The organism is Actinoplanes palleronii (assembly GCF_016862315.1).
GTDB lineage: Bacteria > Actinomycetota > Actinomycetes > Mycobacteriales > Micromonosporaceae > Actinoplanes > Actinoplanes palleronii.
This window is the reverse complement of record NZ_BOMS01000115.1, coordinates 40,406-64,637: the sequence shown is the minus strand read 5'-3', so window position 1 is coordinate 64,637 and position 24,232 is coordinate 40,406. Positions and strand designations below refer to the sequence as shown.

The following is a 24,232-nucleotide window of genomic DNA, read 5'->3' as shown; positions in this document are numbered from 1 at the left end:
TCTCCTTCTCCATCCATGGAACGGACAGCATTTTTACTTCCTCGAGCGGACAGCATGGCAAAGGCGCGGCCGCGATACACCGCGACCGCGCCCGTGCTTACGGCTCAGAAGGCCCGGTTCATGATCGCCCGGACGGGGTAGCCCGAGCCGGTGAGGATGGTCTGCACGGCCCGCATGCTGTCCCGGTCCACCACGATCGGAGCGAGGAGGTTCGCGGTGGTGTCCTCCTTGCTCGCGGTGATGATGGTCAGCAGCAGCACGCGGTCGGCGTCCTTGGTGTTCAGCGCGGCGAACACCGACTCGTCGATCTCCGGGGCGTAGTCCGGGAAGAACGGCTCCGGCGGCGCCACCAGGAACCGGAGCTCCGGGTTGTCGAGCGAGGTGAGGGCGTAGAGCAGACCGTCGTCGTTCAGTCGCACCAGGACGAATTCCTTGTGCGCCGGGAACCCGGGCATAGGCACCGCCATCGAGATGGTCGGCAGGCCCAGCGACGGGTCGGTCATGGTGGCCTCGATCGGTCGGGACATGGTGCGAGTAGTCATGGTCACCTCAGGAAATCGATGAGCGAGGGCTGGATCACCTTGGCCGTGGCGGCCAGGGCGGCCTGATACGAGGTCTGCTGGAGCTGCAATTCCATGATCGCCTTAGGCAGGTCGACATCCTCGATATCGGACAACTGCGACGACACGGACATCAAGCGATCCTCAGCGGACTGCTTCATCTGGGTAACCCGATTATATCGGGCACCTACGTCCGAAAGAGTGGATTTCACGAGATCAGACGCGTTATCGATGTTCTGTAGGCCCGAGTCCAGCGCGTCCATATCGCCGGACCGCATCGCCGCGATGACGTCGTCCAACGCTCGGAACATCTGGGCCGGGTTGTCCACCATGTTGCCGTTCTCGTCGGCGACCTGATCGGCGCCGAACACCTCCGGGCCGCGCACGTCGACCCGCACCTTCGCGTTCGGCCCGATCGCCCGGACCGTCTCGCCGGCCTCCTCCCCGGTGTACTTGCCCGCGTCGTCGTACGCCGCGGTGTCCGGTGTGGACCCGCCGAACACCGGCCGGTCCAGATATCGGGAGTTGGCGAACTGGACCAGGTTGCCCTTGATCTCCTCGAGCTGCTCGGCCCGCGCCCGGTTCGCCTCCGGGGTGGCCTGCGCGCCGTTGCGCGCCTCGAGCGTCAGATTGCGGGCCACGGTCAGCAGTTCCACCGACGACTGCAGGTTGTCCTGCGCGACGCCGAGCCGGCCGACCGCGTCGTCGGCGTTCGCCGAGTACTTCTTGTTCGCCCGGACCTCGCCGCGCAGCTGCAGCGCGGTGACCGTGCCGGTCGGCGAGTCGGACGGGCGTTTCAGCTGTTTGCCGCTGGAGATCTGGTCCATCGCCGTCTGGGTCCGGCCGAGGTTGCGCTGCAGGCTGGACATCGCCCGGTTGCGCATACCGCTGTCGGTGATCCGTGGACTGGTCATACCGTGCCCCCTTACCTACCGACCAGGCCGGTTCGGTTGATCAACTGGTCGAGCATCGAGTCGATGGTGGTGAGCACCCGGCTGGCCGCCTCGTACCCGCGCTGGTAGGTGAGCAGGTGGGTCATCTCCTCGTCGAGGTTGACCCCGGACTCGGCGTCGCGTGCCGAGTCCACCTGATCGGTCACCGCGTTCTGCACGTCGCGGCGGCGGGCCGCGGCCTGGGACGAGACACCCAGCTCGCCGATCATCGACTTGTACTCGGTGTCCGCGCCGGTCCGGGACTCGGCCAGTTCGGAGATCGTGTCCGCCAGGTTCCCGTCGAGCACCTTGGGCGCCCCGGTCGGGAAGTCGGCGGTGGGCGCGCCGGTCGGGTCGCCGGACGAGATCGCCACCTGGGTCGGGTTGGTCACCGCCACCTTGATCTGCGCGGCCGTGACGTCGTCCTCGAGCCCGGTGTCGTTGCGGACGAAGAACGGATCGCCGGTCGTGCCGTCGATCGCGTAGCCCTTCTCGTAGATCGCGTTGACGTTCTTGGCCAGCGTGCCCGCCACCACGTCCAGCTTCTTGGTCATGGTGTCCAGCACGCCGTCCTTGGCGAGCAGCTCCATCGTGGCGCCCATCGTGCCGCCGGCGGTGACCGCGGTCTTGGTGTCCGCGAAGCGCAGGTTGACCTCGCTGCTGGCCAGGTCCTCCAGCCGGGTGGCGCTGCCCTTCTCGACCTCGATGGCCCGGGTGCTGAACCCGGTGACCAGCGGGGCACTGCCGACGAAGACGTTGATCACGCCGTTCGGCAGGTCGGTGGCGGACGCGCCGACCAGCTCGGACAGCTTGAGGATCTGGGTGGCCCGCTGGTCCTGCAGCTCGTTCGCGCCCAGGCCGGCCGCCTGGGCGACGGAGATCTGGTTGTTCAGCTTGGCCACCGAGTCGGCCGCCTTGTTCACCTCGTCCACATAGGTGTCCAGGCCGGTCCGCGCGGACTTGTACTGGTTGTTCAGCGAGGCGGCCGCGTCGTTGAGCGTCGAGGCCACCGTGGTCGCCTGCTCCAGCAGCGCCGATTTGGCGGACAGGTCGCTCGGGTTGGCCGCGGCCGCGTTCCAGCCGTCCCACATGTCCGCGAGGCGGCCCTGCAGAGCGGTGTCGCTCGGCTCGGCGAACACGTCCTCGATCAGGTTGTACGCGCCGGCCCGGGGGTTGTGGTACGCCGAACTCGCGTGCTCGGAGTAGCTGCGCTGGTCGAGTGCCGCGTTGCGGAGCCGGTCCACCGACGCGACGTTGACGCCACCGGCGAGGTCGTTGGTGGTGGAGTAGATGCCCGGGTTCGTGTTGGTGCTCTGCGCCGCCAGCACCACGCGTTGCCGGGTGTAACCCTCGGTGTTCGCGTTGGCGATGTTCTGGCCGGTGACCTCCAGGCCGCGACGCTGCGCGTACAGGGAGGTCAGTGCGGTGTTGAGTCCGCTGAATGTGCTGCCCATCAGATCGCCTCATCAACGAGGGTGGGGCGGCGTGCGCCGCCGGTGACGGTCTGGCCCTGCGGCCCGTACGTTTCCACAGTCTCGGCGAACACGAGCATGGTTTCGCGAGCCGCCCGCTGCCCCGCCGTGAGCAGTTCGCGGTTGACGTCGGCCAGGGCCCGGATCTCCGACGTCAGTAACAGGAACGCCTTGCGGTGCTGATGCAGCAGATCCGACCAGGGGTCCGGCGCCGCGTCGGCGAGCTCGCCGAGTGACGCTTCCGGGGAGAGGCCGAGCTCGGCGGCGACCTCCTGGGCGTACGCCGCCCGGATGACCTCGGTCTGCCGGATCTGATCCAGCACCACCTCCACCTCACGGGTGGCGTGGCTGAGCCAGCGCGATCGATTGGCCGCGAGGAGCAACTGCTCCTCCTCAAGCTTGAACAGCAGCATCTCCAGCAGCTCGCGAGAGCGCCACAGGACGCTGGCCAGGTCGGTCAGACTCACCCGGTCCTCCGTCGTTTCGCTGGTCGGGCTGCACCCAATCGGCAACCCGCTCATTCGGACAGGTCGGCATGTTCACGGTGCCGCTGAGCACTTTCTCCCAATCGGCATTCATCTGGGTTTGCCCCGATAAGCCGGAAGAATTCTCGGAGAATCCTCAGGGCACTTCGGCCATCGGCCGAAGGGAACTGCGTTACACCACGGCTCATGGACGGGCCGGCTCAAGACCCCACTCAAGGAGGAAACACTCATGGGTCTTCGCATCAACCAGAACATCGCCGCGCAGAACGCCTACCGGAACCTGTCGGTCACCGACGGGCAGATGTCGAAGTCGCTGGAGAAGCTGTCCAGCGGTTTCCGCATCAACCGGGCCGCGGACGACGCGGCCGGCCTGTCGATCTCCGAGGGTCTGCGGGCGCAGACCGGCGGCCTCAAGGTCGCGGTCCGCAACGCCCAGGACGCCATCAGTGTCGTGCAGACCGCTGAAGGCGCACTGAACGAGACCACCAGCATGCTGCAGCGCATGCGTGACCTCTCGGTCCAGGCCAACAACGCGTCGCTCGACGACGACGCGAAGAAGGCGGCGTCGGCCGAGTTCAACAGCCTCGCGTCGGAGATCGACCGGGTCAGCGACACCACCGCGTTCGGTAAGTCGAAGCTGCTCGACGGCTCCTTCGGCACCACCGGCGAGCTCGCCGGTGCGGCGATCCCGGCCAACGCCGACGGCACCACGGCGGTCCCCGCGGCCTCCGGCGCCATGTCGATCACCAAGCTCAACGGGCAGACGCTCGCCACCCAGATCGACATCTCCTCGGTCGCGCTGACCGACGACAGCGGCAAGCAGCTCTCCGCGCAGGCCTCGGCCTCCAAGATTCAGGACGCGGTCACCGCCGCCCTGAAGAAGAACGGGCACTCCGACGTCGACATCAGCATCACCGCTGAGGTCGACAAGGACAACAACGTCACGTTCAAGGCGCAGAGCGGCTCGCAGTTCTCCGCCGACTTCGGTGCCACCGGCATCACCGGAACCTCGGCGGCGCCCACCACGACAACCCCGACGAACGGCTCCTTCCAGATCGGCGCCAACTCGGGCGAGACGCTGAACGTCGCGATCGGTGCCGTCAACTCGAAGACGCTGGGTCTCAACAACCTCGACCTCACCCGGGTAGCCGACCCGGCGAACGGCATCGAGTCCGGCGCCTCCGAGGCGATCAAGGCGCTCGACACCGCCATCCAGTCGGTGTCGGACACCCGGGCGAAGCTCGGTGCGCACCAGAACCGCTTCGAGCACACCATCAACAACCTGAACACCGCCGTGGAGAACCTGTCCGCGTCGGAGTCCCGCATCCGGGACACCGACATGGCGCAGGAGATGGTCTCCTTCACCCGGAACCAGATCCTGACCCAGGCCGGCACCTCGATGCTGTCGCAGGCGAACCAGTCCGCGCAGAACGTGCTGTCGCTGCTCCGCTGACCCTTGACCGCAACCGGATAGCTACCGGTAGCGGCTGAATTCGATCAGCGAACGGCCGAATAGGTGGGGGTAGCCAGGCAGATCAGCCGGCTGCCCCCGCTTCGGTTTCGCCCCGCTCTCGCTCTGCTCCGGAAAGGCAGGCACCGTGACCAGCTCCGTCGACGGCCTCGTCAGTGGTCTCAGCACCTCCTCGATGATCAGCTCGCTGATGCAGGTCGAGGCCGTCCCGCAGACCAAGCTCAAGACCAAGGTCGCGACCGCGCAGACCGCGGTGACCTCGTACCTCTCGGTGAACACCAAGATCAAGGCCACCAAGACGGCGGCCGAGTCGGTCGGCGACCTCGCCTCCTGGCGGTCGCTGAAGGTCGCCTCCAGCTCGAGCACGGTCACCGCCACCGCGACCGGCGGGCTCGGCGGCATGGCCGGTATCGCCAAGTTCGACGTCACCTCGGTGGCCCGGAACCAGAGCACCGTGCTGAAGCTGGCCGACACCACGGCCGAGCAGTCGCTGCCGGCGACCTTCGACATCCAGCCGGGCACCTGGAGCCCGGACGCCGACGCCGACGGCGTCGACGAGTTCACCCCGGTCGGCAACCCGGTGACCATCACGGTCCCGGAGCCCCGCACCGCCGCGAAGCTCACCACCGCGGTCAACTCGGCCGCGATGGGCATCCGCGCCATGGTGGTCAACACCTCCGGCAACGAGGGTGTCATCCAGTTCAGCGGGCAGAAGAGCGGCGCCGCCAACGGCTTCCAGATCTCCGGGCTGGACGGCTACGGCACCGGCGGCGCCAACCCGACCACCACGTCCGCCAAGGACGCCGTGCTCACCATGAACCCGGACACCGAGTCGGCGTATACGGTGACCAGCGCGACGAACACGTTCAGCGCGCTGATGCCGGGCGTGACCCTCACCGTGGCGAAGGAGGAGAAGGGCGTCACGGTCGACGCGACCACCGACACCAGCGCCATCTCCGGCAAGTTCCAGGCCCTCGTCGACGCGGCCAACGCGGCGCTCGCCGAGATCACCAGCCAGACCGCGTACGACATCGACACCAAGACCGGCTCGCCGCTGACCGGTGACTTCACCGTCCGGCAGATGAAGCAGACGATGCTGAGCCAGGTCAGCAACGGGCTCTCGTACACCAAGTCGACCACCGACTCCAACGGCGTCGCGACGAACACGACGGTGGACTTCGGCTCACTCAGCCAGCTCGGCATCTCGCTGACCAAGGAAGGCACCTTCGCCTTCAGCGAGACGGACTTCAACAAGGCCTACCTCGCCGACCCGGCCAAGGTCCAGGAGGCCGGCATCGCGTTCGGCGCCAAGATGAAGGACCTCTCCGCCACACAGACCAAGGCCGTCACCGGCGTGATCACCGGCCGGAAGAGCGAGATCCAGACGCTCACCGACCAGATCGAGAACTGGGACGTCCGCCTGGCCGCCAAGAAGGTGGCGTTGCAGAAGCAGTACACCGCGCTGGAGACCTCGCTCGGCAGCTTGAAGAACCAGTCGAGCTGGCTGTCCGGTCAGCTCGCCGGCTTGGGCTGATCCGTGCCCGTTGCACCGACGACGCACCATCCCGCCGCCGGCTCTGCCCGAGGAGACATATGAGCGCGACCAACCTTCGTGACCGGTACCTCCAGGACTCGGTCAACACGGCCTCTCCCGCGAAGTTGCTGACCATGCTCTACGACCGTCTGATCCTCGATCTGCAGCACGGCGAGGACGCCCTGCACGCCGACGACCGGGAACTTGCCAACGACAAGCTCAACCACGCTCAGGAGATCATTCTCGAGCTGCGGGTCTCGCTCAACGTGGAGGCCTGGGACGGCGCGCCCGGCCTGGCCAACCTGTACGGCTTCGTGCTCACCGAACTGATCGGCGCGAACATCTCGCGCAGCCCGGAGCGGGTGGCCGGCTGCCGCAGCCTCCTCGAACCCCTGCGCGACGCGTGGCGCGAGGCCTCGGTCGCGGCAGCGGCGGGTTGATCGGGCCATGACCACGGACTGGCGGGGCGCCTGGACGACCGCGCTCGACGAGCTGGAGATGGACGTCTCGGCGGTCGAGGTGATGCTCGCCGACGAGCACCGGCACGCCGACACCCCGCCGGCCGACATCTGGAAACCGCCGACCGAGCTGGGCGCGCTGCCGCTGGACCTGCGGCCGCGCGCCGACGGGATCCTCACCCGGCAACTGGCCGCGGCCGAGGAGATCGCCCGGCGGCTGACCGCGAACCGGCAGCAGGCCAAGATGACCTCCCGGATCGAGACCGGCGAGGCGATCAAGCGCCCGATCTACCTCGACTGCGCGATGTGACCGCAGCGGTGCCGACCACGACAAGGTGACAAGCACAAACGTCCCGGAACCCCGGCCAGGGGGTCCGGGATGTTCGCGTGTGCAACCTCTCAGCAACCGTCTCGCGCTCAGCCGATCACCGGACTCGCCGAACTGCATGGTACGAGCACGGATTGCTCAACCGACAGCCATGGATCGGCGACAAGACGGACTGATCAGGGAGCTGCAACGTGTTCGAAGACGTCACTTCGTCCGCACTGCGCGTCGCTGTCACCGGCCTGTCGGCCCGGCAGACCGCCATTGCCAGCAACATCGCGAACGTCGAGACCCCGGGCTACAAAGCTCGTAAGGTCAAATTCGAGGAGGCCCTTCAGGGCGCCGTCTCCCGGGGTGAATCGCCGGCCGGGGTGTCACCGAGCGTGCTGACGTCGCTCGAACCCACCCGGCTCAACGGCAACAACGTCAACCTCGACGAGGAGACGCTGCAGCACATCGACACCACGATGCGCTACCAGCTCACCCTGCGGGCCGTCGACAGCAAGTACGGCCTGCTGCGCGACGCCATCAAGGGAGCCTGAGGATGAGCATCTTCAATGCCATCGGGGTCGCGGGCACCGGCGTGACGGTCTACCGCAAGTGGTTGGACGCGGTCTCCGACAACATCGCGAACATGAACAACACCAGCCGTACCTCCGAGAACGCGTTCCAGGCCCGCTTCGTGCAGGCCCGGTCCGCGCAGGACGGCAACGGCGCCGAGGTGGCCGGCGTGTCGTACGGCAGCGCCGAGGGAGTCCTGGCCTACGAGCCCGACAACCCGCTCGCCGACGCACAGGGTTACGTCCGCCGGCCGGACATCGACATGGGCAGCCAGATGGCCCAGATGATGATGGCCCAGCGCTCCTACCAGGCGAACCTCTCGGTCGTCGACCGGGCGCGGGACGCCTACGCGGCCGCTATCAACCTCGGGAAGTAATCATGACAGCGATCAATCCCATCGGCGGGATCTCCGGCTTCAGTGGCATCAGCGGCCTCTCCGGCGCCTCCGGGCTGTCCGGCGCCTCCGGCATGTCCGGTCTCTCCGGGGACCTGGACTTCGCCGAGGCCGCCAAGACCCCGAGCCCCAACACCGACTTCGCCCGGATGCTCTCCAAGGGTCTGGAGAGCGTGCAGGCGTCGCAGGACAAGGCGAACGACCTCGGAATCCAGGTCGCCAACGGGACGCTGCAGGACCCGGCCCAGTACACGATGGCCTCCACCGAGGCGTCCCTCGGCCTGCAGATGACCCTCGCCGTCCGGAACAAGGCCGTCGAGGCTTTCCAAGAGATCATGAGGATGCAGGCCTGACATGACTGACCGCCTTCCCGCACCGGTACGCCGCATCACGGACACCTTCAAGTCCTTCACGCCGGGACAGAAGGCTGTCACGATTTTCGCGGTCCTCGCCATCCTCGTCGGTGGCTACTTCTTCGCGACCTGGGCGGCCAAGCCGTCGTACGCGATCCTCTTCAACAACCTGTCCACGAAGGACGCCAGCGCCATCGTCGAGTCCCTCGACAAGGCCGGCACCTCGTACGAGCTGGCGAACGAGGGCCAGACGATCATGGTGCCGCGCGACCAGGTGAATGCCCTGCGACTCCAGCTCTCCGGCGAGGGCCTGCCCAACGACGAGGGCACCGGGTACTCGCTGCTGGACCAGCAGGGCATCACCACCAGCGACTTCATGCAGCACGCGAACTACCAGCGGGCCATGGAGGGCGAACTCGCCAAGACCATCAAGTCGATCGACGGCGTCGAGGCGGCCACCGTGCACCTGGTGATGCCGCAGAAGGACGTCTTCGCCGACAGCGACGCCAAGCCGACCGCGTCGGTGCTCGTCGCCTCGAAGTCGACGAGCCCGCTCAGCACCGACCAGGTGCAGGCGATCGTGCACCTGGTCGCGTCGAGCGTCGAAGGGCTGGATCCGACCCAGGTGACGGTGGCCGGCGCCGACGGCAAGATCCTCTCCACCGGCGGCGGGGCCTCGGTGGCGACCGGCGGGGACAGCGGTTCCGAGTCGCAGACCGTCGAGTTCCAGAACCGGATGAACTCCTCCCTGCAGAGCATGCTGGACCGGCTGGTCGGCCCCGGGCACGCGGTCGTCACCACGACCGCCGACCTGGACTTCGACCAGACCGAGACGCGCAGCAAGACGTACAGCTCGGACCCGTCCCTCCCGTCGCTCTCCGAGACCAGCAGCTCCGAGACGTACAGCGGGAGCGGCACCGGCAACGGCGGCGTGCTCGGCCCGGACAACATCCAGGTGCCGAACGGCGCCGGCTCCAACGGCCAGTACGCGAACAAGAACGAGGCCCGCAACAACGCCCTCAACGAGGTGCAGGAGGTCCGCCGCAAGGCACCGGGCAGCATCCGGCGGCTGAACGTGGCGGTGCTGCTGGACAGCACCACCGCGGCCTCGGTGGACCCGACCCAGGTGCAGCAGCTGGTCAGCTCGGCGGCCGGGATCGACGCCACCCGCGGCGACACGATCGCGGTGAGCGCCATGCCGTTCGACAACTCCGCGGCCCAGGCGGCCCGGGACGAGCTGGCGGCCTCGGCGGCCTTGGACAAGCAGAACAAGCAGATCACCCTGATCAAAACGGCCGCGCTCGCCTTCGTGGTGCTGATGCTGATCTTCCTGGCCTGGCGGGCCAGCCGGCGTGCCAAGCGGCGCCAGCAGCTCACCGCCGAGGAGAAGGCGCACCTGGAAGAGATGCAGGCCGCGCTGGACGCGCAGCGGCAGGCCGAGCTGGAGGCCACCCACGCCATGCACGCCGCCGGGATGCTCGAGAGCGGTTCCGGGTTCATCCCGGAGGAGATCAACGAGGCCCGCGAGGAACGGCACCGCGAGATCGAATCGATGGTCAAGGAGAAACCGGACGAGATGGCCACCCTGCTGCGCGGCTGGATGGCCGCCGACGCGACGCACCGCTGACCCCCCAGGTAGCCCCCGCAGGCAAGACGGTTCGAGGAGTACGCGTTGACCACACCCGCGCTCACCACGCTCTCCATGACGGGCGTACGCAAGGCCGCGATAATGCTGGTCCAGTTCGGCAAGGAACAATCCGCGCAGGTGCTGGCGGGAATGACCGAGAAAGAGGTCGAGATGCTCTCCGCGGAGGTCGCGCGGCTGGGCAAACTCGATCCGGTCCAGGTCGACGACGTGATGGACGAGTTCTACGCCATGGCGACCACCCGGTACGCCGGATCCGGCGGCATGGACTACGCCCGTGAGCTGCTGGAGGCGTCGCTCGGCAAGGAGCGCGCGGCGCTGATCCTGGACCGCCTCGAAGCGTCGATGAACGACATCCCGTTCAACTTCCTCAGCAACGCCGACCCCCGGCAGCTGCTCTCCTACGTGCAGTACGAGCACCCGCAGACGATCGCGCTGGTGCTCGCGCACATCCCGGCCGGGCTGGCCTCGTCGATCCTGGCCGGCCTCCCGCTCGAGGTGCAGACCGAGGTCGCGCACCGGATCGCGATCATGGACCGCACCTCGCCGGACATCATCCGGCAGGTGGAGAGCGCGTTGCAGCGCAAGCTCTCCAGCGTGCTGCAGCCCGACGAGCTCTCCACAGTCGGTGGCCTGCAGCCGCTCGTCGAGATCATCAACCGCGCCGACCGGACCACCGAGCGGCTCATCCTGGAGGCCCTGGACGCCCGCAGCCCGGAGCTGGCCGAGGAGATCCGCCGCCGGATGTTCATGTTCGAGGACGTGGTGAACCTCGAGGACCGCGCGGTCCAGCTGATCCTGCGCCAGGTGGAACCGGCCGACCTGGCCACCGCCCTCAAGGGTGTGCCGGAGAACGTCCGGGACAAGGTCACCAAGAACCTCTCCGAGCGCGGCCGGGAGAACCTGCTCGAGGAGATGGACCTGCTCGGCCCGGTCAAGGTCAAGATGGTCGAGGAATCCCAAGCGAAGATCGTCAGTGTCATCCGCACCCTGGAGGACTCCGGGCAGATCGAGATCCAGCGTGGCGGCGATGTTGATGAGCTCATCGCCTGACGGGCCGGTGATCCGCGGGGCGGAGGCGGTCGGCGCGACCGCCGCCCGCTTCTCCACCGACCTGCGCCGGCCGGATCCGAACAGTCCGAAGGTCCTGGAGGAGGCCCGGCAGCAGGCCCGGACCACCGGGTACGCCGAGGGCTGGTCCCAGGGCAAGCGCGACGCCGTGGCCGCCGCCGAGGCCGCCGCGGCCCGGGCGCTGGTCAGCGAGGACCAGCACGAGCAGCGCCGGTCGGCGGCGCTCGCGCACGCCGTGAACGCGCTCGGCCGGGCCGTCACCGAGCTGGAGAACCAGCTCATGCCGACCTTCACCGAGCTGCAGGAGCTCGTACTGGCCAGCGCGTTCGAGCTGGCCGAGGCGATCGTCGGGCGGTCCCTGCTGGACGACCCGGAACGCGGCCCGGACGCGCTGCGCCGGGCGATGACCGCCGCCCCCGAGCACGGCGACATGACGGTGCGCCTGCACCCGGACGACCTCCGGACCCTGGCCGGCGACACCGGCGGCGCGTACGACTACCAGGGCCGGAAGATCACCTTGCGCGCCGATCCCAGCCTCCGTCCCGGCGACGCGATCGCCGAGACCGGCACCGCGACCGTCGACGCGACCATCGCGGCGGCGGTCGCCCGGACCCGCGAGGCCCTGCGGATCTGAGTCCGCACCCGGCTCGCCGGCATGAGAGGCAGGGCATGACCGACGTCTTCCACCACCGCATGCAGAGCGCCGTCGCGGCGGCCCGGCCCCGGGTCAGCGGCCGGGTCACCGGCGCGGTCGGGCTCCGGGTCACGGTCAGCGGGATCGAGGCCCGCGTCGGTGACCTGCTGCGGATCGGCACCGGGCCGGACGCGGTGCTCGCCGAGGTCGCGGCCCTGGACGGGCAGCAGCTGTCCTGCCTGCCGCTCGGCCCGATCGCCGGGCTGGGCACCGGCACGCCGGCGATGAACACCGGTGGCCCGCTGCGCATCTCGGTCGGCCCGGACCTGCGCGGCCGCATCCTGGACGGCCTCGGCCGCCCGATGGACGGCGGCCCGCCACTGCGCGGCGAACTGGTCGGCATCGACTCCGCCCCACCGTCCGCGATGGAGCGCCAGCTCGTCGACAAGCCGATGTCGCTGGGCGTACGGGTCCTGGACACCCTGGTCCCGTGCGGACGCGGCCAGCGGATCGGCATCTTCGCCGGCTCCGGCGTCGGCAAGTCCACCCTGATGAGCATGATCACCCGGGGCACTTCGGCGGAGCTGAACGTGGTCGCCCTGGTCGGTGAGCGCGGCCGGGAGGTCCGCGAGTTCATCGAGCACGACCTGGGCAAGGAGGGACTGGCCCGCTCGGTCGTGGTGATCGCCACCTCGGACGCGCCACCGCTGGTCCGGCTCCGGGCCGGCGCGGTCGCCACCCGGATCGCCGAGTACTACCGGGACGAGGGTGCCGACGTCCTGCTGATGATGGACAGTGTGACCCGGGCGGCGATGGCCCAGCGCGAGGTCGGCCTCTCGGTCGGCGAGCCGCCGGCCACCCGCGGGTACCCGCCGTCGGTCTTCGCCATGCTCGCCTCGCTGCTGGAGCGGGCCGGTCCGGGTGCCCGGGGCAGCATCACCGGGCTCTACACGGTGCTGGTCGAGGGCGACGACCACAACGAGCCGATCGCCGACGCGGCCCGCTCGATCCTGGACGGGCACATCGTGCTGGACCGCAAGCTCGCCACCGCCGGCCACTTCCCCAGCATCCAGGCGCTCGACTCGATCTCCCGGGTGTCCAACCGGATCACCAGCCGGGAGCAGCGCGCGGACGCCACCGAGCTGCGCCGCCTGATGGCCGCGCACCGCGAGGTCCGCGAGCTCGTCGAGATCGGCGCGTACGTGCCGGGCACCAACCCGGAGGCCGACCGCGCCAACGCGGCGTGGGGCCAGATCAGCGCGTTCCTGCAGCAGGACCTGGACGAACGGGTCACCGCCGACGACGCGTGGGCCGCGTTGCGCGCCCTGATCGCCACGACCTAGCGATTGGTGGTGCTTCGTCCGTTAAAAGACGCCGCAGGCAGCGGACTCGTTGCGGGTTGGGTGCAGGGCCTCAGACGATCTCCGACCGGGCCGAAGCGGTGAGGTGAGGGCTCCATCCGCCCGCTAGGAGGCTGACGTGAACCGCATGTTCCGACTCTCCCCGGTGCTGCGCGCGCGCAAGGCGCAGGAGGACGGCGCCCGCGGCGCGGTGATCCAGTCGCGTGCCGACGTCCGGGACGCCCAGGCGCTGGTCAAGCGTCGGCATCTGGACCTGGTCGGCCAGGACGCGCCGTCCGAGGGCTCGGCCCGGGCCATGGTGGCCGCGCTGGTGGCCCGGCAGTCGCTGGCCGCCGGCCTGTTCGACGCACAGCGGATGGTCACCGACGCCGAGGAGGTCGAGCGGGAGAAGGTGGCCGCCCTGACCGACGCGGCGAAGCGGCGCCGCGCGGTGGAGATGATGTCCGAGCGGCACGCCGCCCTGGTCAAGGCACACGACCTGCGTACCGACCAGGCCAACCTCGACGAGCTCGCGGTGACCTCGAAGGCCCGCAACGCGGCGCGCGGCGTCAAGGACACCTGACCCGCCGGGCAACTCCCGATCCCACCCGTCGCCCGCCCAGAAGAACCCGTCGCCCGCCGAGAAAGAACCCGTCGCCCGCCGAGAGAGAACGGGAGCGAAGTATGAGCCTTGGTGTCGGTGGTGTCCTGTCCCGTGTCGCCGAGCTGCAGGACCAGCTCGGCCTGACCCCGCCGCCCGCGGCGGCCGACGCGTCGTCCGGCGACAAGTTCAAGTCAGCGCTGGCCAAGGCCACCGGGCCGGGCCAGGGCGTCGGCGCGGCCGCCGGACCGGCCGGCGGGGACGTGGTCGCCGCGGCCCGCAAATATTTGGGTACGCCGTACGTCTTCGGCGGCACCGACCCGAAGAAGGGCCTGGACTGCTCCGGGCTGGTCCAGCAGGTCTACGAGGACCTCGGCGTGAAGCTGCCGCGCAACTCGTGGCAGCAGGCCACCGCGGGCCGGCCGGTGGCCAGCTTGTCCGACGCCAAGCCCGGTGACGTGCTGGCCTTCGACTCGCCGGTGGACCACGTGGCGATCTACATCGGCGACAACAAGATGATCGCCGCGCCGAAGCCGGGCGACCACGTGAAGATCCAGTCGGTGTACGAGAAACCGACACACATCCGCCGGATCATCGACGACGTGCCGCCCGCCGCGGTGCAGGACATGTCGGCGCTGCGCCCGGCCGGTCTGCGCGGGGCGGCGAGCGGCGCCGGGCTGGCCGGTGTGCCGTACGCGGACCTGTTCCTCAAGGCCGGCGCGAAGCACGACGTCCCGCCGAAGCTGCTGGCCGCGGTCGCCAAGGTGGAGTCCGGGTACAACCCGAAGGCGGTGAGCCCGGCCGGCGCGCGCGGCATGATGCAGCTGATGCCGGGCACCGCGAAGGGCCTCGGCGTGGACGATCCGTTCGACCCGGCGCAGGCCGTGGACGGCGCCGCGAAGATGCTCAAGGGCTTGCTGAAGGAGTTCAAGTCGGTGCCGTTGGCCCTGGCCGCGTACAACGCGGGTGGCGGCGCGGTGCGCAAGTACGGCGGGATCCCGCCGTTCGGTGAGACCCAGGCGTACGTGCCGAAGGTGCAGAAGGCGCTGGCCGCGCTCGGCGGCTGAGTCCCTGGAGAAAGACCACCGCACCACCGGATCAGTGAGGAGCGGCATCATCATGTCGAGTTCCGTGACGGGCCCGGAGCACCGGCCCGCTGTCGAGACCACCCGCCGGCGGGGTGCGCGGCGTGACGACGGCGCGGACTTCGGGTCGGCGCTCTCCGCCGAGCTGGGCCAGTCCACCGCCGACCCGGCCACGAACCGCGCGGCCACCGATCGGGCGGCCGGCAGCCGTGCCGCCGACCGGGCCGACGCCGACCGGGCGGCCGCCGAACGTGGCGCGTCCGAGCGCGGCACCGCCGAACGCTCGGCCTCGGAGCGTGCGGCCTCCGATCGGGCCTCGTCCGACCGGGCCGCCCAGCGCGCCGCCGACCAGCGCGCCGCGAGCCGGGACGAGGCCGGCCGGGTCACCGCCGAGCGGGCCGCCGCGGACCGCGCCGCCGCCAAGGTCGCCACCAACCGGGCCGCCACCCGCCGGGCCGCCGCTGCCGACCGGGCGGCGGCCGACCGGGCCGACCGGGCCGACCGGGCCGGCGAGCGTCCCGACGACACCGGACGCGCCGAGAACACCGACCGGCCCGCGCCGCGCGCGAAGGCCAAGGTCGCGGCCGCCCCGGAGCCCGGCACGAAGGCCGTGGCGGACGCCGGCCAGGCCAAGCCCGCCGACCCGGCGGTCGTCCCCACGGAGGTGGCGGCGTCCACACCGGAGCCGGCCGTGCCGACGGCCCCGACGGCCCCGACGGCCACCGCCGCCGCCGGTCAGCCCGGTGTCGTCACGGCCACTCCGACCGAAACCGCACAGCCTGGCACCGGTCAGCCCGCGACTGGGCTCACCCCGGTCACCGGCCCGGTGCCGACCGGAGCGACGGTGGCCGCCGCGGTCGCGGGTGCCGCGCCGCCCGCACCCCCGACCGGCACCGCCACGCCGGGTGTCCAGCCCGGCGCCACCGCCCTGCCCGGCGCCACCGCCCTGCCCGGGGCAGCCGCTCCGCCCGGCGCCACCGCCCAGCCCGGGGCAACCGCTCCGCCCGGGACCACCGCTCTGCCCGGCGCCACTGCGCTGTCCGGGGCAACCGCCGCTCCGCCCGGCGCCACTGTCGCCGCGGCCGGCGCCACCCCGGCCCGCCCGGCCTGGCTCGCCGCAGCGACCGCCACCGCCAAGGCCGGAGCCGAGGAGGCCGGCACCGGACCGGCCACGGCGCCGGGCACCGAGGCCACTCCCGGCACGCCCGCCGAGGCCGTCGCGGCGCCGGCGCCCGGCGAGGCCGCTCCGGACGCGAGGCCGGACACCGGTGACGGTTCGCCGGGCGGGAACGGGCAGCCGGGGGCGGAGTCCCGTACACCGGAAACCGCACCGGCGACCGCGACCGCACCGCCCGCCGCGACCACCGCGGTCCCGGCGGCACCACCCGCCGAGACCGGCCTTCCGCCCGGCGCCGCCCTGCCCGGAGTGACCGGCCCGCAGGCCACCGCGCCGGCCGCACCGGTCGCACCGACGGCGCCGGCCGAGAACTCGACACCGATCCCGGTCGCGCCCCCGGCCGAGCAGATCGCGATGCGGATCGCGCCGCTGCGGCTGGACGCCGACGGGGTGCACCGGCTCACCGTGAACCTGCACCCGGTCGACCTCGGGCCGGTCCAGGTGGTCGCGGAGATCCGCAACGGCGACATCACCGTGCAGCTCACCGGTGGCACCGAGGCCGGCACCGAGGCGATCCGCTCGGCCCTCGACGATCTGCGCCAGGAGCTGCAGGACTCCGGGTTCGGCAACTGCACGCTCGACCTGCGCCAGGGCAGTCCGCAGGACCAGGCGCGGCAGCAGTTCGAGGCGTCCGGCGGCTTCGGCCGGCGCGGCGGCGGGACCGGCGGGAATGCCGACCTCCCGGTCGAGCCGGCCCCGGTGACCACCCGCCGGGTCGCCGCACCGGGCCGGATCGACATCCAGGCCTAGCCTGGTCGAGCACGACAACGGCGCCGGTCCTCGATGAGGGCCGGCGCCGCTGTGAGATGCACTGATAGCTCTTCCCCAAGGCACCAGTGCGGGGGTGTCACGCCGAACGTTCGGTACCCATCTGCTGGGCCGCGGTCGCCGGTGTCTCCTCGGTGATGCCGTACCCCGAGGTGACGAAGCGGAACGCGGCGATCAGGACCGCCGCGATCGGCACCGCGATCAGGAACCGGATCAACACCTGGGTGAACTCGATCTGGTCGAACAGCAGCCGATACCAGGCCGGCAGGCTGAGCAGCAGAGCGAATCCCAGGACCGACGGTCGGATCATCGGCGGGGCGTGCGGGTACCCCGCCGGGCCATCGCGGCCACCGGCATCACCTCAGCGGCGATCCGGGCGCACAGCATCGCGGCCCAGGCGTGCGGAGTGGCCGGCTTGCCGTCCAGCGAGAAGATCGGCACGTCCAGGCCGAGCACCGACGCCGGGTCCGAGGTCAGCTCCACGCTGTGCACCACGAGTGCCTCCACCTCACCGAGATTGCGCAGGTGGCGAGCGGTGTCGGCGGTCTTGCGGGTGGCGTCGACGACGGCCCAGAGCGCGGTGGCGCCGAGCGCGTCACACATCTCGTTGACCCAGAACTCGTCGGTGCCGCCGACCGGCGCGTCGATCACCACGACCCACGCGTGGTCGGCCGACTGCAGCTTGTCGGAGCGTGACTCGGCCACGTCCCGGCTGGAGATCAGCCGTGACGAGTGCAGCCCGGTGCCGGCCGTGGACGGCGCCGCCAGCAGCAGGTGGGTGTGGTCCACGTGGATCTGCTCGAGCAGCTGCTTGGCGATCGGCACCGCCGTGTGCACCTCACCGGCGAGCACCAGGATCTCGCCGGGGCCGTCCGGGATGCCCGGCGCGGCCGGACGGGACGCGAGCACCCCGAGCACACCGGCGTAGGTGTCGCCGCCGGTGATCTGGCGAGCCATCTCCTCGGGCATCCCGACCGTGATCAGGTTGGTCTGCACGGCGTCGAGGTCGCTGCTGGTCCGCCGGGGCGCCGTCTTCGGCGTGATCGGCGGTGCCGGTGCCGCGGCGGCCACCGGCGCCGGGGAGACCGGGATCGGGTCGTCGCCGGGCAGGCCGTACACCTCGGCGGCGGACCGGAGCGGCGCGGTCGGCCCGGGAGTCTGGAACGCGGCCCGGGGCGGCGCCGCGGTCGGCTCGGTGGTCCGGATCGGCGCCGCGGCGGTGGTCTGCGGCACGGCACGGCGCGCCGGTGACACCGTCGCCGCACCGGCCGGGGAGACCGGCGCCGAGGGCGGTGGTGCCGGTCGTCCGCCGGGCCGGCCGGGCAGCGCGGCCGGCAGGCTGGGCCGCCCGCCGACGTTGACCGGTGGCTCGTTCGCGGTGGCCGGCGTGAACGCGCGCACCGCCGCGTCGGCCGGCTGGCGGACCCGGTGACCGGGTCGCTGTGTCTCGCCGAGGTGGCTCGCCACGTCGAGTCCGGCCATCAGTTCCGCAAACGCGGTACCGGTGTCCCCCATCCCCGCCTCCCTGCTGTCCTGCTTGGTGAGAGCTTCCGGTCGAGCCAGCCGATCGCCGAGTCCGTTGCCGGGGCTCAGCCCGGGCCCGGGGCCCAGTCGTGGTGCCGACGGCCGGGCCGGCGCCGGCTCGCCGGTGAACCGGTCCCGGGACTCGGCCTGTTCGAGCAGCCGCTCCAACGGGTTCGCGCCGCTACCGGCGACTGTCTGTTGCGCCATGTCCTCACTGTCCTCTTGTGCGTCCGGTACCTCGACGGAGAGCTCGTAGTGCTGCTTCGCGAAGAAGCCTCCGAGACCACCGCTTCGTACCTTGTCGGCGGAGATGATCCGGACGCGCGAGCCGTACTCGTCACGTACCTGAGCCAGTAACGGCTCGATGGCCGGTCCCTCAAGCAGCACCCGCGTAGGCACCGTTCACCACCCCTATCGTCTCGATCTGTGCGGTGGAACCAGAGATCTCGCTGTACGACAGCACCTGCACCCGGCGGGAGCCGGCACGCAGCAGTCGCATCAGCGGCAACCGCAGTTGTGGCGAGCACGCCAGGACCGGGTTGAGGCCCTGTTGCTCGGCGGCCTCGGCGAGCCGGCTGGCCTCGCTGACGATCGCCTCGGCACGCATGCCGTCGATCGCCATGAAGGCGCCGGTCTCACTGGGCCGGAGAGACTCGAGCAGACTCTGCTCGAGCATCGGGTCAAGCGTGATCACGGTCAGCCGGCCGGCGGTCGCGTACTGGGCGGCGATGGCCGGACCCAGTGCGTTGCGCGCGGCCTCGATCAGGCCGTCGTGATCCTGGGAGAGTTTGGCCCGCAGCGACAGCGACTCGAAGATCCGGACCAGGTCGCGGATCGGCACGCCCTCGTCGAGCATCGCCTGCAGCACCTTCTGGATCTGGCCGAGGCTGAGCAGCCCCGGGGTCAGCTCCTCGACCACCACCGGGTGGGTGCGCTTGACCATTTCGGACAGTGCGCGCACGTCCTCCCGGCCGAGCAGCCGGCTGGCGTTGTTCCGGACCACCTCGGCGAGGTGCGTGATGATCACCGACGCCCGGTCGACGACCGTCGCTCCGGAGAGCTCGGCCTGGTAGTGCAGCTCGGCCGGCACCCACTTGCCGGCCAGGCCGAACACCGGTTCGACACCGGCCCGGCCGGGCAGCGCCTGCAGCCCCTCACCGATCGCCAGCACGGTTCCGGGTGGCGCCTGTCCGGTGCCGGCGTCGACGCCGGAGATCCGGATCGCGTACGACGACAGCGGCAGGTCCAGGTCGTCCCGGGTACGCACCGGCGGCATGATCACCCCGAGTTCGAGGGCCATCTTGCGCCGCAGCGCGCGCACCCGGTCGAGCAGGTCGCCGCTGTTCACGTCGACCAGGTCGACCAGGTCCGGTGCCAGGGCCAGCTCCAGCGGGTCGATCCGCATCTCGCCGAGCAGTTGCTCGGGCGAGTCCGCGGCGGGCATCTCGACCGCCTCGACGGCCGGCACGTCCTCGTCCGGCACGGTCTCCTTGACCCGTTGCGCGATCACCAGCACCGCCACCCCGACCACCAGGAACGGGATCTTCGGCAGCCCCGGTATCACGCAGAGGGCGAGGGCCGCGGCGCCGCCGATGCGCAGCGCCAGCTTGTTCTGGCCGAGCTGGGCGGTGACGCTCTGACCCATGTCCCCGGAGGTCGCCGACCGGGTCACGATCAGGCCGGTGGCCACCGAGAGCAGCAGCGCGGGCACCTGGGAGACCAGCCCGTCGCCGATGCTCAGCATGCTGAACTGGTTCATCGAGTCGGTCGGCGACAGGCCGTGTTGCAGGATCCCGACCGCGAACCCGCCGATCAGGTTGATCAGGGTGATGATGATGGCCGCGACGGCGTCGCCCTTGACGAACTTGGAGCCACCGTCCATCGCGCCGTAGAACTCGGCCTCGGCGGCCACCTCGGCCCGGCGCTTCTTCGCGGCGGACTCGTCGATCAGGCCGGCGTTCAGGTCGGCGTCGATCGCCATCTGCTTGCCGGGCATCGCGTCGAGGGTGAACCGGGCGCCGACCTCGGCGACCCGCTCGGCGCCCTTGGTCACCACGATCATCTGCACGATCACCAGGATCGAGAAGATCACCAGGCCGATGACCAGGTTGCCACCGACCACGAAGCTGCCGAACGCGTGGATCACCTTGCCGGCGTCGCCGTCGCGCAGCACCAGCCGGGTGGCGCTGATGTTCAGGGCCAGCCGGAACAGCGTCATCACCAGCAGCAGCGCCGGGAACACCGCGAAGTCCAGGGGCTTCTCGACGAACATGCTGGTCAGCAGCACCAGCAGGGCCACCGTGATGTTGAAAGCGATCAGCAGGTCCAGCAGGAAGGTCGGCAGGGGGACGACCATCATGATGATGATGCCGATGACCCCGATGGGGACGGCGAGTCTGCTGATGCTCGGCTTCTTCACGACACCTTCCAGGCATGGGCAGTCCGATGGCCATCCGGGCCCAGTCGTCGCCGTCCTGGCGTCGTTCTGTTCGGCGTTCCGTCGCCATCACTGAGACCCTTGTGGCACCGCCACGCCCCGATCCTCCCCGGTAACCGCCCCCGATGTGAGGAAATCTCCCGAATTCCGGTTACGTCATTGCTGGGGTGGGGTTCGGATTGCGGTGCACACCAGCCGCCGACCCCCGTGCCTTCAGGCTCATCACGAACGCCAGCACCCTGGCCACCGCGCCGAAGAACTCGGCCGGGATCTCCTGGCCCACCTCGCAGCTCGCGTTGAGGGCCCGGGCCAGCGCCACGTCCTGCACCATCGGCACCCGGTTGTCGTTGGCCAGCTGCCGGATCTTGGCGGCCACCGGGCCCTTGCCCATCGCGACCACCTTCGGAGCGCCCTTCTCCGGCTCGTAGCGCAGCGCGACCGCGACGTGCACCGGGTTGACCACCACCACGTCCGCGGTCGGCACGTCGGCCATCTGGCGGTTGCGCGACATGGCCATCTGCCGGGCCCGGATCTGCGCCTTGATCAGCGGGTCGCCCTCGGCGTTCTTGTTCTCCTGCTTGACTTCCTCCTTGCTCATCCGCAGTTGCTTCTGGGTACGCCGGCGCACCACGAAGTAGTCCGCACCGGCCATCGCGATACCGGCCAGCGCCGCGGCCCGGATCAGCGCCAGCGCGGCGTCGGAGACGATGCCCAGCAGCGCGGCGAGCGGCAGCCGACCGGCGGTCATCAGCTTCGGGACGATGTCCTTCATCGTCATGTACAGCACGCCGGCCAGCACCAGGGTCTTGAACAGCGATTTGGTGAGCTCCCAGACCGCCTGCCCGCCGACCATCCGCTTCAGGCCGGTGAACGGGTTGAGCCGGTTGAACTTGGGGACGAACAGCTTGGTGGCGACCCGGATGCCGCCCTGCGCGCCGGCCGCGGCGACACCGACCGCCATCATGGTCATCGCCAGTGGCAGCACCGCCCAGCCCGCGCTGAACAGCCCGTCCTTGAGGATGCCCAGGCACTTGGCCGGATCCGGGTGGACGATGATGTCCGGGATCTTGCCGACCAGGTCCTCGGCGTGCTCCATCGCCTTGCGCAGGGTGCGCGGCAGCATCACGCTGGCGGCCAGCATCCCGAACCAGGCGCCGAGGTCCGGCGTACGCCCGATCTGGCCCTCTTGTTTGGCCTTCTTGAGCTTCTGTTGAGTCGGTTGTTCGGTTTTTTCGCCGGACATCTCCACCTCCTCCCATCAACGGGCGGCCCGGCGGCGGTCAGCCGCCGCTGAGCTGGACCACCGCGCTGACCGCCCGTTCGACGAGGGTGTGCAGCGCGCCGGGGAGCATCCCGATGGCCAGCCCGGAGAGGGTGACCACCAGGAAGATCTTGATCGGGAAGCCGAGCTGGAACGCGTTCAGCGCGGGCGCCACCCGGTTCAGCAGGCCGAGCGACACGTCGGCGAGGAACAGCACGCAGATCAGCGGCCCGGCGATCTGCAGCGCCGACAGGAACATCTCGCCGATCCCGCTGACCAGCAGCTTGGTGAACGTCTCGACGGAGAACGTGGTGTCCAGCGGCAGCGTCTTGAAGCTCTGCAGGAAGCCGCGCAGGATCAGCTGATGCCCGTCGCTGGCGAACAGCAGGGTGATCGCGATCAGGTTGTAGAACCGGCCGAAGACCGCGTTCTGGCTCATCCCCAGCGGGTCGTACGCCATCGCCAGGGTGAACCCGCCGAACAGGTCGAGCAGGTCACCGGCGGCCTGCAGGGCGGCGAACAGCAGCGCCGTGACGAAGCCCAGCCCGACACCGACGAACACCTGCATGATCACGCTGAAGATCAGTGCGGGGGTCTCCATCGACGGGACGGTGTCCCGCAGGTACGGCGTCATCGGCAGGGTCAGCCCCACCGAGAGCAGCGCCTTCACCGGCCCGGGGATCAGCCGCGAGTTGAACGGCGGGCAGACCGCCATCCACGCGCCGGTCCGGCACGCGCCCAGCAGGAGCGCCATCAGCTCGGCGATCGGGACGTCGAAGTTCATAACCGGTACGAGCCGACCAGTGCCGTGATGATCAGCCCCCACCCGTTGACCAGCACGAACAGCAGCAGCTTGAACGGCAGCGCGATGGTCACCGGCGGCAGCATCATCATGCCCAGCGACATCAGCGACGCTGAGACCACCATGTCGATGATCAGGAACGGGATGAAGATGACGAAGCCGATGATGAACGCGGCCCGCAGCTCGGAGAGCACGAACGCGGGCACCAGCGTGGTCAGCGGCACGGCGTCCCGATTCGCCGGTTTGGCCTGGTCGGACACCTTGATCAGCAGGGCCAGCTCGTCCTCGCGGGTGGTCTTCCACATGAACTCACGCAACGGCTTGATGCCGTCGTTGAACGCCTGGGCCTGCGTCTTGTCGCCCTTCAGATAGGGCTGCACGCCCACGTCGTTCATCGCGGAGACGGTCGGGCCCATGATGAAAAGGCTCAAGAACAGCGCCAGCCCGGCGATCACCTGGTTGGGCGGCAGCGTGGTCAGGCCCATCGCGTTGCGGGTGATCCCGAGAACCATGAAGACCTTGGTGAAACACGTGCAGAGCAGCAGCAGCGCCGGCGCCACCGAGAGCATGGTCAGACCGAGAACGATCACCAGGCTGGAGGCCGGGCGGCTGCCGTCCGGGTTCGTACCGTTGATGTTGAGGTTGATGCTCGGCGGCGAGGTCTTCGGTGCCTGCGGCACCCGCGGCAGTTCCGGTGGTCGTTCCGCCGCCGGGTGGGCGGGCGCCTGCGGCGCTTGCTGGGGTACGTCCATGAGCGCGCGATCCGCAGCCCTCGCCGCGACCTCCGCCCCGGGCTGACCGGGTGCGGCGGACACCGGCGTGGGTAACGCGAGAGCCAGCCCCACGCCCGCGAGAAGTATCAGGATCGCGCGTCGCATCTCATCGCCTCGTCGTTCGCTCGCGCAGGAATTCCAAGGTGGACCGCCAGGTCCGGGGCGAGAGGATCGAGCCGTCGAGCGGGCCGTGATGCTCCTCGTGGATGCTCGGCCCGGTCTGCGCCGCGGGGTGCCGGCCCGGCAGGATCATGTCCGGTTCGATCAGCTCGGACGGTTCGATGAGCAGATGGTCGCGGTGCTCGACCGGCTCCGGCTCGAACATGTCCAGCTCGGCCTCGCCCAGATAGCTGATCTGCTGGTCGGTGACGCCGAGGACCAGCGCCCGGTCGGACACCTTCACCACCGCCACCGCGGCGCCCCGGCTCAACTGCTGCCGGTTGAGCACGGTCAGCGGGCCGTGCCCGCGGCCACCGAACGGACGCCGCAGCGCCCGGGCCAGTCCCCACATCATGAACAGCACGATGAGCAGGGAGAAGCCGACCTGGAGGAGAAGCCGGATCAAGGTG

Annotated in this window: 25 protein-coding genes; 14 read left to right on the top strand and 11 right to left on the bottom strand. The window is 70.1% G+C overall.

All coding sequences use genetic code 11. The features are described from left to right. Positions 1–104: 104 nt before the first annotated feature. The 4 genes from Apa02nite_RS35510 to Apa02nite_RS35495 are packed head-to-tail and all read right to left on the bottom strand — an operon-like array spanning position 105 to position 3,431. Positions 105–542 carry a flagellar assembly protein FliW gene (locus tag Apa02nite_RS35510; protein ID WP_067702746.1) on the bottom strand — a complete coding sequence of 146 codons (438 nt, stop codon included), beginning with the start codon at positions 540–542 and terminating at the stop codon, positions 105–107. 2 nt (positions 543–544) lie between these two features. Beyond that, positions 545–1,474, bottom strand: a complete 930-nt coding sequence (locus tag Apa02nite_RS35505) for a flagellin N-terminal helical domain-containing protein (RefSeq protein ID WP_203828960.1) — start codon at positions 1,472–1,474, stop codon at positions 545–547. A gap of 11 nt (positions 1,475–1,485) precedes the next feature. Beyond that, positions 1,486–2,946 (bottom strand): flagellar hook-associated protein FlgK, encoded by a 1,461-nt coding sequence (gene flgK, locus Apa02nite_RS35500; protein WP_203828959.1) that lies wholly within the window; start codon positions 2,944–2,946, stop codon positions 1,486–1,488. After that, positions 2,946–3,431 carry a flagellar protein FlgN gene (locus Apa02nite_RS35495; protein ID WP_067702737.1) on the bottom strand — a complete coding sequence of 162 codons (486 nt, stop codon included), beginning with the start codon at positions 3,429–3,431 and terminating at the stop codon, positions 2,946–2,948. Before Apa02nite_RS35495 ends, flgK begins: the two co-directional genes overlap by 1 nt. A gap of 247 nt (positions 3,432–3,678) precedes the next feature. Between Apa02nite_RS35495 and Apa02nite_RS35490 the strand changes: the two genes are divergently transcribed. The 14 genes from Apa02nite_RS35490 (at position 3,679) to Apa02nite_RS52030 (ending at position 16,848) form a co-directional block, all read left to right on the top strand. After that, the gene (locus Apa02nite_RS35490) at positions 3,679–4,902 is read left to right on the top strand and encodes a flagellin N-terminal helical domain-containing protein (RefSeq protein ID WP_203828958.1); all 1,224 of its coding nucleotides are present in this window, start codon (positions 3,679–3,681) and stop codon (positions 4,900–4,902) included. A 145-nt stretch (positions 4,903–5,047) separates the two neighbouring features. After that, positions 5,048–6,454 carry a flagellar filament capping protein FliD gene (gene fliD, locus Apa02nite_RS35485; protein WP_203828957.1) on the top strand — a complete coding sequence of 469 codons (1,407 nt, stop codon included), beginning with the start codon at positions 5,048–5,050 and terminating at the stop codon, positions 6,452–6,454. 59 nt (positions 6,455–6,513) lie between these two features. Continuing rightward, positions 6,514–6,894 carry a flagellar export chaperone FliS gene (gene fliS, locus Apa02nite_RS35480; RefSeq protein ID WP_203828956.1) on the top strand — a complete coding sequence of 127 codons (381 nt, stop codon included), beginning with the start codon at positions 6,514–6,516 and terminating at the stop codon, positions 6,892–6,894. Positions 6,895–6,901: 7 nt separating this feature from the next. Next, the gene (locus tag Apa02nite_RS35475) at positions 6,902–7,222 is read left to right on the top strand and encodes a hypothetical protein (protein ID WP_203828955.1); all 321 of its coding nucleotides are present in this window, start codon (positions 6,902–6,904) and stop codon (positions 7,220–7,222) included. Between the two features lie 209 nt (positions 7,223–7,431). Further along, the gene (locus Apa02nite_RS35470) at positions 7,432–7,779 is read left to right on the top strand and encodes a flagellar basal body rod protein FlgB (RefSeq protein WP_067702720.1); all 348 of its coding nucleotides are present in this window, start codon (positions 7,432–7,434) and stop codon (positions 7,777–7,779) included. 2 nt (positions 7,780–7,781) lie between these two features. Then, positions 7,782–8,174, top strand: coding sequence for a flagellar basal body rod protein FlgC (locus Apa02nite_RS35465; RefSeq protein WP_203828954.1), 393 nt, complete (start codon positions 7,782–7,784; stop codon positions 8,172–8,174). Positions 8,175–8,176: 2 nt separating this feature from the next. Further along, positions 8,177–8,545, top strand: a complete 369-nt coding sequence (fliE, locus tag Apa02nite_RS35460; RefSeq protein WP_067702714.1) for a flagellar hook-basal body complex protein FliE — start codon at positions 8,177–8,179, stop codon at positions 8,543–8,545. 1 nt (position 8,546) lies between these two features. Beyond that, the gene (fliF, locus tag Apa02nite_RS35455) at positions 8,547–10,172 is read left to right on the top strand and encodes a flagellar basal-body MS-ring/collar protein FliF (RefSeq protein ID WP_203828953.1); all 1,626 of its coding nucleotides are present in this window, start codon (positions 8,547–8,549) and stop codon (positions 10,170–10,172) included. Positions 10,173–10,217: 45 nt separating this feature from the next. Continuing rightward, entirely contained in the window at positions 10,218–11,243 is a 1,026-nt protein-coding gene (gene fliG / locus Apa02nite_RS35450) for a flagellar motor switch protein FliG (protein WP_067702708.1), read from the top strand. Further along, complete coding sequence (locus Apa02nite_RS35445) at positions 11,227–11,895, top strand: FliH/SctL family protein (RefSeq protein WP_203828952.1); 669 nt, start codon at positions 11,227–11,229, stop codon at positions 11,893–11,895. The genes fliG and Apa02nite_RS35445 overlap by 17 nt, the downstream gene beginning before the upstream one ends. 35 nt (positions 11,896–11,930) lie before the next feature. Then, complete coding sequence (locus Apa02nite_RS35440) at positions 11,931–13,238, top strand: FliI/YscN family ATPase (RefSeq protein WP_067702703.1); 1,308 nt, start codon at positions 11,931–11,933, stop codon at positions 13,236–13,238. Positions 13,239–13,383: 145 nt separating this feature from the next. Next, positions 13,384–13,818: a flagellar FliJ family protein gene (locus Apa02nite_RS35435; RefSeq protein WP_232344834.1), complete on the top strand. Its 435-nt coding sequence runs from the start codon at positions 13,384–13,386 to the stop codon at positions 13,816–13,818. Positions 13,819–13,919: 101 nt separating this feature from the next. Then, entirely contained in the window at positions 13,920–14,903 is a 984-nt protein-coding gene (locus Apa02nite_RS35430) for a transglycosylase SLT domain-containing protein (RefSeq protein WP_203828951.1), read from the top strand. 52 nt (positions 14,904–14,955) lie between these two features. Further along, complete coding sequence (locus tag Apa02nite_RS52030) at positions 14,956–16,848, top strand: flagellar hook-length control protein FliK (protein ID WP_203828950.1); 1,893 nt, start codon at positions 14,956–14,958, stop codon at positions 16,846–16,848. Between the two features lie 97 nt (positions 16,849–16,945). Here Apa02nite_RS52030 and Apa02nite_RS35420 read toward each other — a convergent pair whose 3' ends face one another. From Apa02nite_RS35420 to Apa02nite_RS35390, 7 genes are all read right to left on the bottom strand, one after another. Beyond that, positions 16,946–17,176 carry a hypothetical protein gene (locus Apa02nite_RS35420; RefSeq protein ID WP_203828949.1) on the bottom strand — a complete coding sequence of 77 codons (231 nt, stop codon included), beginning with the start codon at positions 17,174–17,176 and terminating at the stop codon, positions 16,946–16,948. Beyond that, positions 17,173–18,777 carry a hypothetical protein gene (locus tag Apa02nite_RS35415; RefSeq protein ID WP_239164766.1) on the bottom strand — a complete coding sequence of 535 codons (1,605 nt, stop codon included), beginning with the start codon at positions 18,775–18,777 and terminating at the stop codon, positions 17,173–17,175. The genes Apa02nite_RS35420 and Apa02nite_RS35415 overlap by 4 nt, the downstream gene beginning before the upstream one ends. Then, complete coding sequence (locus Apa02nite_RS35410; protein ID WP_203828947.1) at positions 18,767–20,809, bottom strand: flagellar biosynthesis protein FlhA; 2,043 nt, start codon at positions 20,807–20,809, stop codon at positions 18,767–18,769. Before Apa02nite_RS35410 ends, Apa02nite_RS35415 begins: the two co-directional genes overlap by 11 nt. Positions 20,810–20,978: 169 nt before the next feature. Further along, positions 20,979–22,070 (bottom strand): EscU/YscU/HrcU family type III secretion system export apparatus switch protein, encoded by a 1,092-nt coding sequence (locus tag Apa02nite_RS35405; RefSeq protein ID WP_203828946.1) that lies wholly within the window; start codon positions 22,068–22,070, stop codon positions 20,979–20,981. Positions 22,071–22,107: 37 nt separating this feature from the next. Beyond that, positions 22,108–22,872, bottom strand: coding sequence for a flagellar biosynthetic protein FliR (locus Apa02nite_RS35400; protein WP_067702682.1), 765 nt, complete (start codon positions 22,870–22,872; stop codon positions 22,108–22,110). Then, entirely contained in the window at positions 22,869–23,642 is a 774-nt protein-coding gene (fliP, locus tag Apa02nite_RS35395; protein WP_232344830.1) for a flagellar type III secretion system pore protein FliP, read from the bottom strand. The genes Apa02nite_RS35400 and fliP overlap by 4 nt, the downstream gene beginning before the upstream one ends. A 127-nt stretch (positions 23,643–23,769) precedes the next feature. Next, entirely contained in the window at positions 23,770–24,228 is a 459-nt protein-coding gene (locus tag Apa02nite_RS35390) for a FliO/MopB family protein (protein WP_083972309.1), read from the bottom strand. Between the last annotated feature and the right edge of the window lie 4 nt (positions 24,229–24,232).